This window comes from Jejuibacter sp. L23 (genome assembly GCF_050815825.1).
GTDB classification, from domain to species: Bacteria; Pseudomonadota; Gammaproteobacteria; order Enterobacterales; family Enterobacteriaceae; genus Jejubacter; species Jejubacter calystegiae.
The window spans coordinates 1,966,931-1,985,294 of the sequence record NZ_CP138199.1 but is presented as its reverse complement, the minus strand read 5'-3'; the positions used below and the strand labels follow the sequence as shown (position 1 = coordinate 1,985,294).

The window sequence follows — 18,364 nt, the reverse complement described above, 5'->3', positions numbered from 1 at the left end:
AAAACCAGGGAGCCGGAATTCAGGAGATTGCGAGCGCCTTACGGCGCCGCGCTAAACAGCTCGCCGATTTTCACCGCCAGCCAGCCCACTGGCGTGGTAGCACCACCGACCAGGTTGGTGATTTCAGACATCCCTTCCGGAACGGGTATGCTGGAGTTCACAGCCGCCTGAGTATATTCCGCCGAGATATCGGTACCGACGTACAGAATACAGGTCACAATCAGCATGCCGGTGATAAACATCCTGAACATATTGCGCTTACAGAACGGCGTGACCATGGCCAACAGGAACATCAGCGAGGCAAGGTCGACAAAGGGCAATACCCGGTTTCCCGGCAGGATAATCGATAGCGCAACCGCCGCAGGAATCAGCAGTAATCCAGTTGCCAGCACCGAAGGCTCGCCGATAAGCAACGCCGTATCCATACCAATATAGAAATCCCGCCCCGGAAATTTGGCCTTCAGCTTTGCTTCGGCTGCGTCACGGACAATAAGCAGCCCCTGCACCAGAATTTCGATCATCTTAGGCAACAGTAACATTGCGGCAGACACCTTAATCGCCAGAGAAACCGCATCGGAGATACCGTAACCGGCCAGTAACGCCAGCAGCAGTCCCAGAACAAATCCCAACGTCAGCGGCTCGCCTAATACGCCAAACTTTTTATTGATACTCTCCGGATCAAAGTTAATCTTATTGATAAGCGGAATCTTATCGATAATATAATTACAAATAATACCGAAAGGTACGTAGGTTATACAGGTAAGATGGGGAAATGAAATCCCCTTTAAGTTATAGTTCTTCTGTAAATAAGGCGCCGTCAGATCTGCTGCCAGCAGCGTTAAGATAAAGATAGCAAAGGTGATCCCCACTGCCAGCCAGTAATTATGGGTACCAGCATACACCACCGATCCCATAATAAGAAAAATCCAGTAATTAAAAATATCGATATTGACAGTTTTCGTCAGCTTAAGCAGCAGCATCACCAGGTTGATCGCAATAAAACCGATAACCACCGGCAGCATCAGCGGCGAGCCCCAGCCAATGGTGGAGGCCGTAGGCCAGCCAGTATCGACTACAGTCAGCTGCAAACCAATACGCTCCACCATAGCCTGTGATGCCGGGCCAAGGTTGGTCAATAGCAGTCCAATGACCAACCCCACCCCTTCGAAACCGATCCCGACCAGCATACCGGCCTTAAATGCCGTTGTGATTTTTACGCCGAAACACAGCGCAATAATAAAGAATATTACCGGCATCATTACCGATGCCCCCAGACTAATAATGCTGTTAATAATATCCATCATCTATCCCCTCAAGAAAGGCGCGCCAGTTTGGGCACGAACAAAGCCGTGCCCAAAAGGCATCTGATATTTCAGCCTGGACGTTCAGTTATTAACTGAGCTTATTGAGTAATATCTCAGAGAATAATTTCGGCGAATGACTGAATGCGTCGATGGTGCTTCCGGCAATATGCGGCGTTATCGTAACGTTATTCAGCGAATAAAAGGCACTATCGTCAGGAAAGGGTTCATCATCGAAGGTATCAAGCGCCGCCCCCATGATGTCACCAGCCTGCAGCGCGGCAATCATATCGCCTTCATTAATCAACCCTGAACGCGCCGTATTAACAATAATGGCGCTGTTTTTCATGAGCCGAAAATGGTGAGCGTTGATCAGATGATGCGTCTCTTCCGTTAAGCGCGCATGCAAGGAGACCACATCCGCCTGACGCACCAGATCGTCCAGTTCATCCACCCGCCTGTAACGCTCATGGTCTGAAACATATCTGTCATAGAAGATAATTTCGCAGCCAAACCCTTCCAGAAAACGGGCCACTAACTGAGCGATATGCCCGAATCCGACCAGACCAACCACCTTGTTGCCCAGTTCCGGAATCGCGCTCTGGTTTGGATTATCAATGCGCCAGAAACGATCGCGTAGCGCATCATGGGAACGGGCGATATTGCGCATCTCCGCCAGAATCATACCTACGGTGAACTCCGCCACGCTACGGGCATTACGCCCCGGCGTATTGAGGATTTCAATGCCCCTGGCCCGGGCGATTTCGTCATTGACATTTTCCGTGCCGCCTCGTAGCACCCCAATATATTTAAGCTGCGGCAGCGCCTGTAGTACCGCAGCATTCACGGGCGCGAACTGGGTAATCAGGATCCCGGCGTCTTCTGCCCCCTGGAGCAGTTCGCCGGGCAGCGCCACGGCTTCGGCGCCCTCCTGCTCTATCCGCAGGTTATCCTCCTGTAGCTTTTCAACAGACGGATGATGCCATTCGCGCACCACCACCTCGATGCCACTGGCGCGGAGCAGACGAAGTCCGTCCTCCATCATCGTATGATTAATAAACAGATCGGCTATCGCAAGACATTTCATTTTTTATTCCCCACGTATTAGCGCATCAACATTCCGCCGGTCACATCCAGGGTCGCGCCGGTCATATAGCTGGCCTTTGGCGATACCATAAATACGCCGATATCGGCGATCTCTTCGGGTTGAGATACCCGCCCTACGGGGATGCGGCTAACGTAATAATCAGGATCGCGCTCCAGGTTTTTGCGTATCATCGCGGTATCCATAATGCCGACCGCAATATTGTTAACATTAATGTTCTGCCGGGCCACTTCCCGCGCCAGCGAGATGGAAAACGCCACCAGCCCGGCTTTGCTCGCCGCATAGTGGGCATGACCGGTGGTTGAACCGTGGAAAGCGGCCTGCGAGGTAATATTCAGGATGCTGCCCTTCCGACCGCTCGTAATACAGCGATTCACAAACAGCTGGCTAAGATGAAATACCGCCTTCAGATTGACGTTCATCACCCGATCCCAATCCTGCTGGCTGATTTCACTGACGTAGCCCGATAGCCAGATACCGGCGTTGTTGATCAGGATGTCGGCGTTTCCCAACTTGTCGATACAGCTCGCCATCAGGTTTTCACGGCTTTGCTCATCAGCCAGATCGGTTTTCACCGCGATAATGGAAACCGGGTAGCGGGCTCGGATACTTTCCACCAGCTGCTGCGGATTTTCCTCCTCACTCATCCAGGTAAAGCAGATATTGGCCCCTTCCCGAGCCAGAGCATGGACAAACGCTTTCCCCAGCCCGGTCGCGCCGCCGGTAATTATGGCCGTACGGTTTTTCAGATTCAGATCCATAGGTTTCCTCACTTAGTGCGTGACATAGTTACTGCAGGATCTCCACGGAGACTGCATTTCGGATAACAGATGCTTATAAAGCTGATATTTGTCCTGGTAGACCTGACGGTTTTCCGGGTTCGGCGTAACGGTTCGGGAAACGTGCACCATCGCATTCGACGCGGCGAACACGTCGTCATACCAGCCCACCATTACGGCGGCAGTCATGGCGGTTCCCAGCGTGCCGTGTTCCTTCACATCCACAATTTCCAGTGTGGACTGAAAGATATCGGCGAACAGCTGCAGCCAGACGGGCGAATTGGTCACACCACCGGCAATCCGGATAGTCCGACTCAGGGAAGGATTGAGGTTGCGCAGACGCTCCGTGTGGTACAGATGACTAAACGCCACGCCTTCATAAATCGCCCGCAGAAAATGGGCTTTCTTATGGAAGCTATTGACGCCGATAAAGCCCGCCGACGCATCCGGAATCGCATTGGAGCCAAAGACGAACGGGAAAAACAGCAGATGGCTTTCTTCCGGCGTGGTTGAGGCCACCAGCGAATTGCAGAGCTCGTAGACTGAACGCCCGTGGGCGGCAGCATCCTTTTTATCGCTCTCCATGAAGTTATTGATAAACCATTCGAGATTGCTGGCTGACGTAGGGCTGGCTTCGGTAATCAGCCATTTTCCGGCAATGGGATAAACTGACGTCATAAACAACGCTTCGTCGATCACCGGCTGGTCGGTCACGTACTCGTTAATGCTCCAGGTGCCGGTGATGATCGCCATCTTATTCAGATCATTGATGCCCGACGCGACGGATGAAGCTGAAATATCAAACACGCCGCCGGACACCGGCGTTCCCGCACACAGCCCCGTGAGCGCCGCCACCTCTTGCGTTATATAACCGCAGCATTCTGTCGACATTCGGAACGGCGGCAGCTTGCTTCTGATATCGGCCAGCCCCCACCATTCCAGAAGCGCATCATCGTAACAGCAGTCGCGTACGTTAATCAGGTTAGTGCCGGAAATATCGGTCAGCTCCAGAAAAGCTTCACCGGTCAGATAAAAGCGAATCAGGTCTTTAACCATAAAAATATGGCGGGTATTTTGCAGCGCTTGCGGTTCGTTATCCTTCAGCCACGCCAGCAGAGCCACCGGCTGGCCGGCCCAGATCGACTGCATGGTTTTGGGTAATATCTCACTGACAAAACCGGGATCGCTCTGCCAGCGTGCCACCCAGGCCTTAGCCCGGCTATCGGTAGAGATAATGCCGTTTCTGACGGGATTCCCATCTCCGTCAACCAGATAAAGGCCATTGCCGTGACCGGTCACCGCCACGCCTTTAATCTGCGCCGCATCGATTCCCGCGCTTTCAATGGCCTGTTTAATGACTCCGACATTCGCGGCCCAGAGTTCGTGAATGTCACGCTCGGTGTGAAACTCCCCGGGTGTCAGCATGACGGTCGATTTGGAGGCCATCGCAACCGCGCGCCCACTGCTATCGTAAATAGCCGCTTTGGTGACGGTGCCGCCATTATCGATGCCCATTACGAATTCATCTTTCATAACCGTGGACTCCTTTTTCTTTCCACAGGCCAGATTCACTGGTCGTTATTCCGCTGAATCCGGCATGGAATATTTTTTCTACCAGGTAGCTGCGTTTCACAAAGCCACCTGCAATAAACTGCACATCAAAGCCTTTGAGGTTTCGGCTGATCAATTCCAGACACTGACAGGCATATTCCGCAGGCAATATTTCAATGGCATTGGGCGGATTGTGTTTAATGACGTCCAGCGACTGATCGAGCGAGCGGGAGTCAATTAATAGCACCCTGAAAATCGTTAATAGCCCTTCTTTCTGCGCATACCTGAGTGCGGAAAGATTAGAAGAAATAACACCATCCACCTTGTAGTAAGATTTCAGAAGGCTGACGCCAAACTGATCGGGTTTAAACCCGCCCAACAGTTCAAGATGAACCAGCGCCTTTTTGCCACTTTGATGGCAGCGACCAATCAGTGACTGTAAATTACCGATATTGGCTTCAGATAGCAGAATATAATCTGACTGACTGGCAAGCGCTTTTTCGAAATATTTATATTTTCTTACTGAAGGTATAATGGTGTTATTTAACTGCATAATAATTTCCGAAGTTATTTAGCCATATAAAGGCTGTATGCATCCTGCGGCGTGGCGCCTTGATGAATAATCGCATTCAGACCGGCGACCACCTTCGCCGGATGAGGGTCCTGAGTGATGTTGCGCCCAACCGCAACGCCCTTCGCCCCCATCTGCATACAGTGATGAACGAACGTAAAGTAACCGTCGATCCCGGTTTTGGGGCCGCCCAGCGCCAGCACCGGCACGCTGGAGGCTTCTACAATCATTCTGTCTTCCGCACTGCCGCTGAACCGGGTTTTGATAATGTCCGCACCCAGCTCCACCGCCGCGCGCGCCGCGGCGGCAATCACAACTGGATTGTTTGAGTCATCGGACGTTACCGGGTAGCCGTAAGGCAGTGATTCAACGATCAGAGGCAGATTCCAGGCATCGGCCGCCTGCGCCAGGCGCATGGCCAGATTGTGGGTTTTCTCTTCGTTGAAGGCGCCGGGGAAGGTCATACATACCACCCCTTCTGCCCCCACCTTTAGCGCATCTTCAACGGAAAAAACCTGAGCGGTATCGGGGACGGTGTTATCAAAAATATTCACGGTTCCATCAACGCGCAACACAATGGGAACAGCATTAAGTTCATCCTTAAAATTTTTAAGCATCCCATAGGTTACCAGGGCGCAATCCAGCCCCTGTTCGACCAGAGAAGGAAGCTGGCGAAGCGTATTATCAATACCATCAGTTTTGGTAGAAAAGTAGTATCCATCCAAAGCCAGGGTAATGGATTTACCATCTTTTGCAAAAATGCGAGAAAGGCGACGTTGTTTAGACATGGTTTACTCCTTAGCAAGAAAAACAAAAAAAGCCCTCAGAGACTCACGTCTCTGAGGGCTTTCTCTTCACTGACCCCGATGATAATGATTCAGATTACCAAATCATTATCCGCATTTTTTACCTGAATGAGTAGGTTCTAAATTCGTTGAATGTAAAACCTCTCCCATCGCGTGATTAATATCTAGCACGACGCCCGTTTTTATGTCTATTCCATGATATCAAAATGAGAGACTCATCACATATTTGATGAGTCCGGTCGTAAAAAAAGAATAGTAACTGGTATATAAAAATATATTAACCCGCACACACATGGAGTGTACATAAATTTAACGCAGCAGAGATTGACCATGCGAAGCGCTTTTATGGCGACAGATTAGCGGCCCCATCAGCGGCCATGTCGATAACACTAAATGCCCATGCACCCTCTTTCAGCGCCCGTTCCTTATCATGACACGCGGTTCAGCTGATGCAGGATAGCCGCCATCAGGCAATTTTTCATTAACATGGAGATAGTCATCGGTCCCACACCACCTGGAACCGGCGTAATCGCGCTCACTATTTCTTTAACATCATTAAAATCAACATCGCCGCACAATTTTCCCGTGTTATCGCGATGAATTCCAACATCAATGACCACAGCGCCGGGTTTAACATAATCCCGATTGATAGCGCGGGGCTTCCCTATGGCGACAATTAAAATATCGGCACGCTGACAGATTTTCGCAAGATGCCGGGTTTGTGAATGACAAATGGTAACGGTGGCATTTTCACGCAACAGCAGTTGCGCGACTGGTTTACCGACAATGTTGCTGCGCCCCACCACCACACACTCTTTCCCAGCAATTCCGATATGGCTACGCTTCAGTAATTCGATAATACCCGCAGGCGTACAGGGAGCAAATCCGGGATGCCCTGTGCTCAAAGCGCCAATATTTTGCGGATGAAAACCATCCACATCTTTATCGGGTCTGATTGCCTGAATCACCGCCTGTTGATCGATGGCCTCCGGCAGCGGCAGCTGCACCAGAATGCCATCGACATCATCACGCTGATTAAGCATATCGATTTGTTCCAGCAGTGCCGCCTGGGTTAATGATTCGGGGAAGGAGAGCACTAAAGAGCGTATTCCCGTCTCCTCACAGCTCTGATGCTTATTCTTTACATAAATCGCTGAGGCAGGGTCATTTCCTATAAGAATAACGGCAAGCGTTACCTTATATGAGTTGCTAATCAGTTGCGCCCTTAATTCCTCTTTAATCTCAGCGGCAATAACTTTTCCATTAATGAGTTCCATGATGCCTCACTCCCTTTAAAAAAGGCCACTAATCTCGCCGTTCTCATTGACATCTATCACATTCGCTGCCGGTATTTTAGGCAGGCCAGGCATCGTCAAAATGGAGCCTGTCAGCGCGACGACAAACCCGGCACCCGCTGAAACATAGATTTCACGCACGTTGATCGTAAACCCGGTCGGCCGACCAAGTAACGTCGGCACATCAGAGAGTGAATACTGGGTTTTAGCCATGCATACTGGAAAATGACCAAAGCCCATATCTTCTATATTTTCCAACATGCTGCGAGCACCTTCGCTGTACGTCACGCCTTCGGCGCCATAAATTTCTTTCGCGATGGTTTCAATCTTCTCCTTCAAGGGCATCTGATCCGGATAGAGCAACCGGAACTGCGCAGAGTCATCATCTAACGCATCAACCACCTGATTCGCCAGTTCCACTCCCCCTTTTCCGCCTTGTTCCCAGACGTTAGTCAGAGCGAAACGACACCCCATGTCCAGACAATACTGACGAATGAATTCATGTTCTTTGGGTGAATCTGAGGTATAAGCATTGAGCGCCACAACAATGGGTAGGCCATATTTTTTTAGATTCTCAATATGCTTACCAAGATTAACAACTCCCTTTTTCAGGGCTTCAATATTTTCGCCCTGCCACTCATTTTTCCCTACTCCACCGTTATATTTTAATGCCTTTGTCGTCGCCACCAGCACGGCGCAATCAGGACGCAAACCGCTCATACGGCATTTAATATCAAAAAATTTCTCGGCGCCCAGATCGGCACCGAATCCTGCTTCAGTAACGACAATATCGGCCAGTTTCAGGGCGTGCGACGTCGCTCTTACGCTATTGCATCCATGAGCGATATTCGCAAAAGGTCCGCCGTGAATAATAGCTGGCGTATTTTCCAGGGTCTGAATCAAGTTGGGTTTAATGGCATCTTTTAGCAAGCTTGCCATAGCGCCAACAGCATTCAGATCGCCAGCAGTAACGGGCCTCCCGTCACGGGTTCTGGCAACGATGATACGGGATAGCCGCTGCTTGAGATCGTTAATATCCCGGGCCAGACAAAGAATAGCCATGACTTCAGAGGCAACGGTAATGACAAATCCCTCCTCCCGGGGCACACCATCTTTTAGTCCCCCTAACCCGACCACCATATGACGCAACGTGCGATCGTTCATATCCATACAGCGCTTAAATGCGATTCTCCTGGGATCGATATTTAATACGTTTCCCTGAAAGATATGGTTATCGAGCATGGCAGCCAGCAAATTATTTGCCGATGTAATCGCATGAAAGTCACCCGTAAAATGAAGGTTGAGATCTTCCATCGGCACTACCTGTGCATAACCGCCTCCAGCTGCCCCGCCTTTCATACCGAAACAGGGCCCAAGAGAAGGTTCGCGCAGAGCCACAATGGCATTTTTCCCAATGACATTGAGGGCCTGCCCTAAACCCGCCGTTACCGTCGTTTTGCCTTCTCCTGCAGGTGTTGGATTGATAGCAGTCACCAAAATCAATTTGCCATTTTTATTTTCAGCTATTTTTGGCCACAGACTATTACTGAACTTTGCCTTATACTTACCAAAAAGTTCGATATCATCTTTATCGATATGTAGTTTTTCAGCAATAGTTTGAATTGGCATAAGGCTGGCTTCATGAGCAATCTGGATGTCCGATTTCATTTATACTATTCCTCTGTAAGTTTTTATCAGCGTCGCGATAGATTAAGCATTCTTATTCATGATGACATTTCATTTTTATTTTCCGATACTGATTTCAGCGCCCTGGTCAAGCGAATAACTATGGGTGATAATATTATCAGGGCAATTAAATTCGGCAGCACCATCAAGCCATTAAACATATCCGCCATACTCCAGACAAGGTCAACTTTAAATAACGAAGCGCAAAATATAAAAACAATAACAATGGCCTGATAAATTCTTACGGCCTTTTTACTCCCAAAAAGATAACGAATGTTAATCTCTCCATAATAGTACCAGCCAATGATGGTTGAAAAAGCGAAAAAAAGTAACGCAAAGGATATAAATAAACTACCAAACCACCCATATACATAATTGTAAGCCATCTGGGTAAGCTCTATACCTTGCATCCCTGAATATACCGACATAAACGATGCGACTTTTCGACCGCTATGATCCCACATACTCAGTCCTGAGGTAATAATCGCCAGCGCGGTGAGAGTAACGATAACGGCGACAACAAAAACCCCCATCATGGCGATAAACCCTTGCTCTTCCTGGCGCTCCACTTTGGCCAGGGCATGGGCATGTGGCGTTGACCCCATACCTGCTTCATTAGAGAAAAGCCCACGGGCGATACCAAAGCGCATCGCTTCCTGAATCGCGATGCCAACGCCGCCGCCAAGGACAGCCTGAGGGTTAAATGCCGCGATAAAAATCGCCTTAAAGGCCGGAATAATATACTGGTAATTGTAAATTAATATAAATAACGTCCCCAGCAGATAAAAAACAGCCTTGATTGGGACGATTTTCTCTGCAAAGGAAGCAATACTCCCTATGCCGCCAATAATGACGAATCCCGTTAATGCTGCCAATATTAACCCGCAAACCCATAATGGTATATGCAGCGAACCATGAAATGCCGAAGCAATCGAGTTAGACTGAACCATATTACCAATAAAGCCAAGTGCCAAAATGACAAGCACGGCAAAAATAACGGCTAACCATTTGCAATGCAATCCATTTTCAATATACCAGGCTGGACCACCAACGACTTGCCCTTCTTTATCTGTAGTACGGAACTTTTGCCCCAGTATTGCCTCAGCATAAATAGTCGCCATACCAAGAAATGAGGAGACCCACATCCAAAAAATAGCACCAGGCCCACCTGCAAGAATAGCTGTCGCGGGTCCGGCCAGATTACCGGTACCAACCTGCCCGGCAATGGCCGTCGTTACTGCCTGAAAAGAACTCATGCCTTTTTTATCAGCACGTTTGCCAAATAATGAGATGTTGCCAAACAGGCATCGACAACCGCTTTTAAAATAACGGAGTTGAACAAAACCCAATGCTATTGTGTAATATATCCCAACACCGCAAAGCAGGAATATCAATAATGTATTCCATAATAAGTCATTAACCTGCCCAACGAAAAAAATCAAGGTATTCATTTTGCCTGCCTCTTGTTGAATTTCTGAAAATAGCGTCGCTGTTATATACCCTCACCTTGTCAACCGCGGCTTTAATGCGTACTAACTATTCAATATAGATGGCATACAGCGTTAACCCCACGACAGGATGCAAACCGTCAGGCATCCTGTCGTTTGTCTACAGACTTATTTCAACCGGCAGACAGCCGCAAAAAAGATGGCGATCGCCATAGACATCGTCCAGGCGCTTAACTGCTGGCCAATATTTGACCCTGGCTTTATCTTTATCCGGGAATACGGCCTCCTCCCTGCTATAGGGATGTTTCCATTCCTCTATCAATTCTTCCTGAACATGTGGCGCATTTAGCAAAGGATTATCGGTTTCCGGCCAGTCTCCGGCAGCAATTCGTTGGGCTTCCGCATAAATCGCGCGCATCGCTGAAATAAAGCGATCGAGTTCTTCCTTACTTTCTGACTCCGTTGGCTCAACCATAAGCGTACCTGAAACAGGGAATGACATTGTCGGCGCATGGAACCCATAATCAATTAAACGTTTAGCGATATCCATTTCACTAACCCCAAAGCGCGCTTTTAACGGTCGTATATCCAGAATACATTCATGCGCAACATAACCCTCAACACCATGATATAGCACTGGAAAAATATCATTTAGCTTTCTGGCAATATAATTTGCATTCAGAATGGCAACCTGCGTAGCTTTTTTTAATCCTGCCCCACCCATCATGCGAATATACATCCAACTGATAGGCAAAATGGAAGCGCTGCCGAAAGGCGCGGCGCTAACTGCCCCCTGATGTGTGATCCTTCCCTGCGCATGAACGACACAATGTCCGGGCACAAAATCAGCCAGATGAGTTTTTACACCGATGGGCCCCATACCAGGCCCGCCTCCGCCATGGGGAATACTGAAAGTTTTATGCAAATTAAAATGGGAGACATCAGCGCCAATATAGCCCGGAGAACTGATACCAACCTGCGCATTTAGATTAGCACCGTCCAAATAGACCTGACCACCATAGTGATGAACTATCTGGCAAACTCGACGAATACCATCTTCATAAACGCCATGCGTTGAAGGGTAAGTCACCATGATGCAGGAGAGAGACTCTGCTGCCTGCGCCGCTTTAGCTTCCAGGTCGGCAATATCAATATTCCCATGCTCATCGCAGTCGACGACAACCACGGTCATTCCCGCCATATGGGCCGATGCCGGATTAGTACCATGCGCGGATGCGGGGATCAGGCAGATATGGCGCTGCTGCTGCCCAAGGCTGTGCTGATAGCGTCTGATAGTCAATAAACCGGCATATTCTCCCTGAGCCCCCGAATTAGGTTGCATACAAATCGCGTCATAACCGCTGATGGTTAACAGCCACCGGGAGAGTTGCTCGATCAACTGCTGATAACCCTGGGCCTGCTCTATCGGACAGAAAGGATGAAGGCGGCCGAATTCAGGCCAGGTAATCGGTATCATTTCGACCGCCGCATTAAGCTTCATGGTACAAGATCCCAGCGGAATCATCGCCTGATTCAGTGCCAGATCCTTCTGTTCCAGCCTCCTCAGATAGCGCATCATTTCTGTTTCACTGTGATAGCGGTGAAAAACGGGGTGGATAAGAATGGGTTCAACGCGCCGTAGCGTTCCGTCAAAAGTCGCAGGCGCCTTCATCACTCGGTCATCAAGCGCTTCCACATCGAAACCGTGCTTTTGACCTGCCAGAACCGACCAGATAGTTAGAATATCTTCGCGCGTTGTGGTTTCATCCAGGGAGATTCCCACGCAATCAGGAAGATCGCTACGCACATTAATGCGATAATCCTGAGCGCGCCGCAGTACATCCGCCTTATTGGCGACTTTTATGGTCAGAGTATCGAACCACTGACGGTTAAGAATCGAGAACCCCGCCTGTCTGAGCCCCATAGCCAGAATGTTCGTTAACCGATGGATGCGCGAAGCGATACGTACAAGCCCCTTCGGACCATGGTAAACGGCATACATACCGGCGATGACTGCCAGCAACACCTGGGAAGTGCATATATTGGAATTGGCTTTTTCACGACGAATATGCTGTTCTCGCGTTTGCATAGCCATACGTAATGCCGGACGCCCGGCAGCATCCCTGGATAAACCAATTATACGGCCTGGCATCGCACGCTTATGCTCTTCCTTACAGGCGAAGAAAGCGGCATGAGGCCCTCCATAGCCCATCGGAACCCCAAACCGTTGAGCGGAGCCGAAAACAATATCGGCCCCCATCTCCCCGGGCGATTTTAGTAGCACCAGCGCTAATGGATCGGCGCAAACGCAGGTAACAACGTTGTGCGTTTTTAAGACGTCAATTACAGCGCCGAGCGCGTAAACCTCGCCACTACTGCCAGTGACAGGCAATAATGCGCCAAAGAATGCCATGTCGATCGCCTCCAAATCGGAAGCGATGTCTCCGACAACGATATCGAACCCCAGCGTTTCAGCTCGTGTTTTAATGACATCCAGAACCTGTGGATGGATATCACGGCACACAAAAAAGCGATGTGCATCTTTATTAGACGATATGCGCCAGGCCATAGCCATGGCTTCCGCAGCGGCGGTGGCTTCATCCAGCAAAGAGGCGGAAGCAACAGGTAATCCGCTAAGATCCATTGTCATCTGCTGAAAATTCAATAACGCTTCAAGTCTTCCCTGAGACGCTTCTGGCTGATAAGGCGTATATGCGGTATACCACCCGGGATTTTCCAGCACATTTCTTCGAATGACATCAGGCATCAGCGTATCGTAATAGCCCATACCGATAAATGATTTGTAATACTGATTACCTGCTGCGATTCTCTTTAGTTCATCCAGAGCAAGATGTTGTTGAACACCGTCACCAACCTGAATGTCGTTTTCCAGCAATAAATCCGCAGGTACTATTTTATCAATGAGCTGTTCTAATGTTGTTAAGCCCAAAGCCGCCAACATTTTAGATATTTGTTTTTCTGATGGACCGATATGGCGATGAATAAACTCATCACGGTTTTCTAATCGGCTTAATGATGTTGTCATAATAAACATTCCTTACTGGTAATCAGCTTGCTTGTCACCTTATCTGGCTATCAACGTCATAAATTACTCGGCGATAAGCGCTTGATACTCCTGAGGACTATAAAGATCATTCAGTTGTGACGGATCACTGCTCTTAATAACGAATATCCAGCCATCTTCATAGGGTGAATGGTTAATGAGCTCAGGCATATCCACAAGCCCGGCGTTGACCTCAATAACTTCTCCGCTGATTGGCGCGTAAATATCTGAAGCAGCTTTAACCGACTCCGCCGTTGCACAATTTTCATTCATCTCATAGTTTTTTTGACTTTCAGGCAAATCAATAAAAACCATATCACCCAATAATGACTGCGCGTGTTCAGTGATGCCTACCCGATATAAACCATTGCCTTCATCTTTTAACCACTCGTGCGTATCGGTATATTTAAGTTCTGTCGGAATATTGTTCATAACGCATGTTCCCTTGTTATATTCTCTGCTGCTGTAACGTCTGGAAATTTAGACGTGTTCCGGAAATGTTAATCAACAACACGCTTGCCGTTGCGAACGAAGACGGGTTTTACGATCCGAACTACCTGCGGTTCGCCTCGCAAAATAACGCTCGCCTGATCGACCACGTTTGTCGGTACCCGCGCAAGGGCGATACTGCAATGCAGCGTGGGGGAAAACGAACCGCTGGTTATCACACCGCTGCACGTATTACCTTGCCGATCTTCGCATATAACCGGAAGATGATTCCGCAAAACACCTTTGCCCTGCATAATCAGGCCAACAAGTTGTTCATTCACGGCGTTACGCTGTTTTTCCAGCGCTTTTCTTCCAACAAAACCACGATCCTGAGGTTCCCAGCTAATTGTCCATTCCATATTTGCAACCAGCGGCGAGGTTGTTTCATCCATCTCCTGACCATAAAGATTCATGCCAGCCTCCAGGCGGAGAGTGTCGCGCGCTCCCAGCCCGCAGCACCGAACGCCGGCCTGTTCCAGTTTTTGCCAAAACTCTTCAGCCAGTTCTGAAGGCAGAGCGATTTCATAGCCTTTCTCGCCGGTATAGCCGGTAGTCGCAATAAATAGTCGACCGGTTTGAATACCAAAAAACGGCTTCATGCCTGCAATATCCTCGCGCTGAGCGGGCGTAAGCAATTGCAAAACTTTATGTTGGGCATTCGGCCCCTGGATCGCAATCAGAGAGAGATCGTCACGAACGTCGATCGCAACAGAATAATACGCGGCGTGCTTTTCTATCCAGGCAAGATCTTTCTCTCGGGTCGCTGAATTCACCACCATACGGCAAAAGCCGCGCGTGAAGAAATAGACTATCAGATCGTCAATAACTCCGCCCTCGGGCGTTAACATTGCTGAATACAGCGCCTTTCCCGGCGTCGTTAACTTAGCAACATCATTCGCTAATAAATAGCGTAAAAATAGAAATGTCTTTTCACCATGCAAATCAATAATTGTCATGTGGGAAACATCGAACATTCCCGCATCGTTCCGCACTGCATGATGCTCGTTAATTTGCGAGCCATAGTGTAAAGGCATTAACCAGCCATGAAAGTCGACCATTAGCGCCTGTTTTTTTTCATGCTGGAAATATAATGCTGTTCTCTTAAGATCGGACATTAATCCCCCTCATAGGCGTTCATATTAGATAAGATAACCACACAATAAATGGAGGTATGGATTGTCGTTGCTGACAATAAATAAAAGTGTGAAGATAATCACATTTGGTATATTTTAAATAAAAAAAGCGTCGTCAACCAAAGAAATATCCATAATAAAAACAAATTAACTCATTGTTATATAATAAAATAAAAGAGAATCAGAAACATCACCGCCACTAAAAAGACATATTAATCACCACTCATAAGATATAGCTGAACGCTTAAACCACTCCTTTTTAAGCTGACTCGTTTCATATCATCTTATCAAAAAGAGACACTAGCAACGTTATTTAATCGTTAGCAAAAAACACCCCAAAATATATAAAAAACAGATAAGCCTCCTCGTTTCAGTCCCCATATTGCGGTGGTTCCAGCGCAGCGTTCTTAACCGGCCATTCACCAGAGATATTGAAAATTCTTCAGTAGCCCTGCCTTTTCTGACGATATCCATAATATACGCCACGAAGCACAATCGCCCTACGGCCTATCAAAAAACTCATTCTCGTTTTAGTAAAACGTATCATTATGAGACATCCCGCATGGCTTTTATCCGTTTCGCGGAGCTTTTCCATACGGATACAGAAACGAGATCTTCGTCATGTTCATGTTGAACTATTGAAAGAAAAACCAGACTATTCCATTGTTATTTATTTGATTTTTCTTTTCTGGATTTCATAGGCTTCATATTTATTTCCTGACGCCTCGAGACACATTCCCGGGAACGCCACTGATAAAAATCTTTATGTCCCCGGCAAAAATTGCTCACAGTACCCTGAGTTGGCTCAATGCTTGCTCTTATCAGATTACTCCTGACAACAAGGAAAATCCGATGAGCGGCCATACCATCATCGTGACCACGATCGTCACCTATATCATCGCCATGCCAGGCGTATCGCTGTATGCAAAATCAAACATCAAAAATACCGACGATTATCATCTGGCGAGTCGACACCCTGGTACCATAATGCTGGCCGGTACGTTGGCCGTAGCGCAAATTACCACTTGCAAGCGGGTCGTCATCACAGTTGGGATTATCATCGCGTTTTTTAGCCGACAGATAATCGAACTGCTGGTTTTCGCTTTTACGATCCACGCAGCGGGACCATTTGCCGCCTGTCTTTTTGGTCTACTGGCCGATAATGTCACGCCTCGCGCCGGTCTGTTCTGGCAGATCGCCGGGGCCCCCCCAGGACATTTACGCCGTTATTGTCGGTTCTTTGGTCAGTCTGTCCAGTTTTCTGCTGGTTCTGAAATACGACAAATTCCGGGGCATTCCCGGGTCGCCATTTACTGAAAAGAGATCATAGCGAGATCTCTTTTTACCGCTTTTTCTTCGGGGTTATCCCTAATGTAAGCCGCCGTGGCGCCACCGCAGCAAACGGCGCCGGATACCGGAATATAAATCCGCCGATATCCAGAGCTACGTCGGGGTTAATCATTGTTAAAACACCTATAAGAAATAAGCAATGTTATGAATAAGAGCAAAAAAGACATGACCCTACCGCCAGACCTGTCCGGTCTTTCCGGCACCGGCCCGGTTCGTCGTCATAAACCAATCTACCGGGATTCTCTTCCCCCTTGTAACCACGCCTGTCCAGCAGGCGAAAATATTCAGGCCTGGCTCGCACTGGCGCAGGAAGGACGCAATGAAGAAGCCTGGCAAAGCCTGATTGAAAACAACCCTATGCCCGCTGTCCATGGCCGGGTCTGCTACCATCCGTGCGAAAATAGCTGTAACCGTGCCCAGGTGGATCAATCCGTCAGTATTCACGCCGTCGAGCGTTACCTTGGCGACCAGGCGCTGAAAAACGGCTGGAAACCGACGTGGAGCGCGACGCCCAGCGGTAAAAAAGTGCTGATTATCGGCGCCGGGCCGTCCGGGCTTTCCTGCGCCTGGCATTTACGGCGCCTGGGTCATCAGGTCGAAATTCACGAAGCAGGCCCGATGGCTGGCGGCATGATGCGCTTTGGCATCCCAGCCTACCGTATGCCCAGAGACATTCTGGATCGCGAAATCCAACAGATTCTGGATACCGGCGTCACGTTGAAGTTGAATCACAAAGTGGAAGATGTGATGGCGGAAAAACAGCGTGGAGGATTTGACGCCGTATTTATGGCTATCGGCGCCCATCTGGCGAAAAAAGTGGATATTCCCGCCAGAGAGGCGGGAAAAATTCTGGACGCCGTAAGTTATCTGGATGCCGTCGAACGTGGCGAAGCGCCGAAACTGGGGCGCCGCGTCGCCATATACGGCGGCGGCAATACTGCCATGGATGCCTCGCGTACCGCCCGTCGCCTTGGCGCCGAAGAGGTGATGATCATCTATCGCCGGGATCGGGAACACATGCCAGCCCACGCGTTTGAAGCTGACGAAGCTATAGAAGAAGGTATTAAGATTAACTGGTTGCGTACCATCCGCCAGATCGACAGCGACGCCATGACCATCGAAGAGATGGAAGTCGATGCCAACGGTCGTCCTCAGCCCACCGGGCGTTTTGAAACACTTAATGCCGACAGCCTGATTCTGGCGCTGGGTCAGGAGGTCGATCTCGCGGTGCTGAAGCGCATTCCTGGAATCGTGCTGCACAATGACGGAGTGGTCGATGTCGATGAACATATGATGACCAGCGTTTCCGGCATTTTCGCCGGTGGAGACATGGTGCCCTCCGAACGTACGGTCACAATCGCTACCGGCCACGGCAAAAAAGCGGCTCGTCATATCGACGGCTGGCTACGCAACCAGCCCTACAGCAAACCGGAGCCGGTTCCCGTCATGGAATATCCCGGCCTGCATCTGTGGTACAACACCGATGCCGATGCCGCCCATCAGCCGGAAATCACCCCGGAACAACGTGAAGGATTCGATGAAATCATCGGCGGACTGACCGATGCTCAGGCGCGTTATGAGGCCACTCGCTGCTACTCCTGCGGCAACTGTTTTGAATGCGACGGTTGTTACGGCGCCTGCCCGGAAGGCGCCGTCATTAAATTGGGCAAAGGACTGCGATACCGCTTCGATTACACCCTTTGTTCCGGGTGCGCCGCCTGCTTCCAGCAGTGCCCTTGTCACGCTATAGAAATGGTCGCAGAGGAGGCCCGCAAATGAGCGAACA

14 protein-coding genes are annotated in these 18,364 nt (G+C 49.2%); 2 read left to right on the top strand and 12 right to left on the bottom strand.

The genetic code is table 11. The features are described 5' to 3' along the window. Positions 1-38: 38 nt before the first annotated feature. From SCU88_RS09090 to gcvT, 12 genes are all read right to left on the bottom strand, one after another. Positions 39-1,301, bottom strand: a complete 1,263-nt coding sequence (locus SCU88_RS09090; protein ID WP_175339975.1) for a PTS transporter subunit IIC — start codon at positions 1,299-1,301, stop codon at positions 39-41. A gap of 91 nt (positions 1,302-1,392) precedes the next feature. Then, positions 1,393-2,388 carry a 2-hydroxyacid dehydrogenase gene (locus tag SCU88_RS09085; protein ID WP_175339802.1) on the bottom strand — a complete coding sequence of 332 codons (996 nt, stop codon included), beginning with the start codon at positions 2,386-2,388 and terminating at the stop codon, positions 1,393-1,395. Positions 2,389-2,405: 17 nt separating this feature from the next. Beyond that, positions 2,406-3,167, bottom strand: a complete 762-nt coding sequence (locus tag SCU88_RS09080) for an SDR family oxidoreductase (protein WP_175339801.1) — start codon at positions 3,165-3,167, stop codon at positions 2,406-2,408. 12 nt (positions 3,168-3,179) lie between these two features. Next, positions 3,180-4,718 carry an FGGY-family carbohydrate kinase gene (locus tag SCU88_RS09075; protein WP_138096877.1) on the bottom strand — a complete coding sequence of 513 codons (1,539 nt, stop codon included), beginning with the start codon at positions 4,716-4,718 and terminating at the stop codon, positions 3,180-3,182. Beyond that, the gene (locus tag SCU88_RS09070) at positions 4,708-5,289 is read right to left on the bottom strand and encodes a glycerol-3-phosphate responsive antiterminator (RefSeq protein WP_175339800.1); all 582 of its coding nucleotides are present in this window, start codon (positions 5,287-5,289) and stop codon (positions 4,708-4,710) included. The genes SCU88_RS09075 and SCU88_RS09070 overlap by 11 nt, the downstream gene beginning before the upstream one ends. 14 nt (positions 5,290-5,303) lie before the next feature. Then, positions 5,304-6,095, bottom strand: coding sequence for a phospho-2-dehydro-3-deoxyheptonate aldolase (locus tag SCU88_RS09065; protein WP_175339799.1), 792 nt, complete (start codon positions 6,093-6,095; stop codon positions 5,304-5,306). Positions 6,096-6,541: 446 nt separating this feature from the next. Next, positions 6,542-7,390 (bottom strand): bifunctional methylenetetrahydrofolate dehydrogenase/methenyltetrahydrofolate cyclohydrolase FolD, encoded by an 849-nt coding sequence (gene folD / locus SCU88_RS09060; RefSeq protein WP_431810116.1) that lies wholly within the window; start codon positions 7,388-7,390, stop codon positions 6,542-6,544. Between the two features lie 15 nt (positions 7,391-7,405). Then, on the bottom strand, positions 7,406-9,076 hold the full coding sequence (locus tag SCU88_RS09055) for a formate--tetrahydrofolate ligase (protein ID WP_175339798.1): 1,671 nt from the start codon (positions 9,074-9,076) through the stop codon (positions 7,406-7,408). A 56-nt stretch (positions 9,077-9,132) separates the two neighbouring features. Beyond that, complete coding sequence (locus SCU88_RS09050; RefSeq protein WP_175339797.1) at positions 9,133-10,545, bottom strand: amino acid carrier protein; 1,413 nt, start codon at positions 10,543-10,545, stop codon at positions 9,133-9,135. 157 nt (positions 10,546-10,702) lie between these two features. After that, positions 10,703-13,588 carry an aminomethyl-transferring glycine dehydrogenase gene (gene gcvP / locus SCU88_RS09045; protein ID WP_175339796.1) on the bottom strand — a complete coding sequence of 962 codons (2,886 nt, stop codon included), beginning with the start codon at positions 13,586-13,588 and terminating at the stop codon, positions 10,703-10,705. A gap of 63 nt (positions 13,589-13,651) precedes the next feature. Beyond that, entirely contained in the window at positions 13,652-14,038 is a 387-nt protein-coding gene (gene gcvH, locus SCU88_RS09040; RefSeq protein ID WP_138096863.1) for a glycine cleavage system protein GcvH, read from the bottom strand. 68 nt (positions 14,039-14,106) lie between these two features. Beyond that, positions 14,107-15,210, bottom strand: coding sequence for a glycine cleavage system aminomethyltransferase GcvT (gene gcvT, locus SCU88_RS09035; RefSeq protein WP_175339795.1), 1,104 nt, complete (start codon positions 15,208-15,210; stop codon positions 14,107-14,109). 870 nt (positions 15,211-16,080) lie between these two features. Here gcvT and SCU88_RS09030 point away from each other — a divergent pair. Both SCU88_RS09030 and SCU88_RS09025 read left to right on the top strand, forming a co-directional pair. Further along, positions 16,081-16,545, top strand: a complete 465-nt coding sequence (locus SCU88_RS09030; protein ID WP_175339794.1) for a hypothetical protein — start codon at positions 16,081-16,083, stop codon at positions 16,543-16,545. A 177-nt stretch (positions 16,546-16,722) separates the two neighbouring features. After that, on the top strand, positions 16,723-18,357 hold the full coding sequence (locus tag SCU88_RS09025) for an NAD(P)-binding protein (protein ID WP_138096857.1): 1,635 nt from the start codon (positions 16,723-16,725) through the stop codon (positions 18,355-18,357). Positions 18,358-18,364 lie beyond the last annotated feature (7 nt).

Excerpts from the sequence above, each read along its gene's own strand:
- SCU88_RS09070 (WP_175339800.1), bottom strand. The coding sequence starts at position 5,289 with ATGCAGTTAAATAACACCATTATACCTTCAGTAAGAAAATATAAATAT.
- gcvH (WP_138096863.1), bottom strand. The coding sequence starts at position 14,038 with ATGAACAATATTCCGACAGAACTTAAATATACCGATACGCACGAGTGG.
- SCU88_RS09055 (WP_175339798.1), bottom strand. The coding sequence starts at position 9,076 with ATGAAATCGGACATCCAGATTGCTCATGAAGCCAGCCTTATGCCAATT.
- SCU88_RS09025 (WP_138096857.1), top strand. The coding sequence starts at position 16,723 with ATGAATAAGAGCAAAAAAGACATGACCCTACCGCCAGACCTGTCCGGT.
- gcvP (WP_175339796.1), bottom strand. The coding sequence starts at position 13,588 with ATGACAACATCATTAAGCCGATTAGAAAACCGTGATGAGTTTATTCAT.
- SCU88_RS09080 (WP_175339801.1), bottom strand. The coding sequence starts at position 3,167 with ATGGATCTGAATCTGAAAAACCGTACGGCCATAATTACCGGCGGCGCG.
- gcvT (WP_175339795.1), bottom strand. The coding sequence starts at position 15,210 with ATGTCCGATCTTAAGAGAACAGCATTATATTTCCAGCATGAAAAAAAA.
- SCU88_RS09050 (WP_175339797.1), bottom strand. The coding sequence starts at position 10,545 with ATGAATACCTTGATTTTTTTCGTTGGGCAGGTTAATGACTTATTATGG.
- SCU88_RS09085 (WP_175339802.1), bottom strand. The coding sequence starts at position 2,388 with ATGAAATGTCTTGCGATAGCCGATCTGTTTATTAATCATACGATGATG.
- SCU88_RS09065 (WP_175339799.1), bottom strand. The coding sequence starts at position 6,095 with ATGTCTAAACAACGTCGCCTTTCTCGCATTTTTGCAAAAGATGGTAAA.
- SCU88_RS09030 (WP_175339794.1), top strand. The coding sequence starts at position 16,081 with ATGAGCGGCCATACCATCATCGTGACCACGATCGTCACCTATATCATC.
- SCU88_RS09075 (WP_138096877.1), bottom strand. The coding sequence starts at position 4,718 with ATGAAAGATGAATTCGTAATGGGCATCGATAATGGCGGCACCGTCACC.
- folD (WP_431810116.1), bottom strand. The coding sequence starts at position 7,390 with ATGGAACTCATTAATGGAAAAGTTATTGCCGCTGAGATTAAAGAGGAA.
- SCU88_RS09090 (WP_175339975.1), bottom strand. The coding sequence starts at position 1,301 with ATGGATATTATTAACAGCATTATTAGTCTGGGGGCATCGGTAATGATG.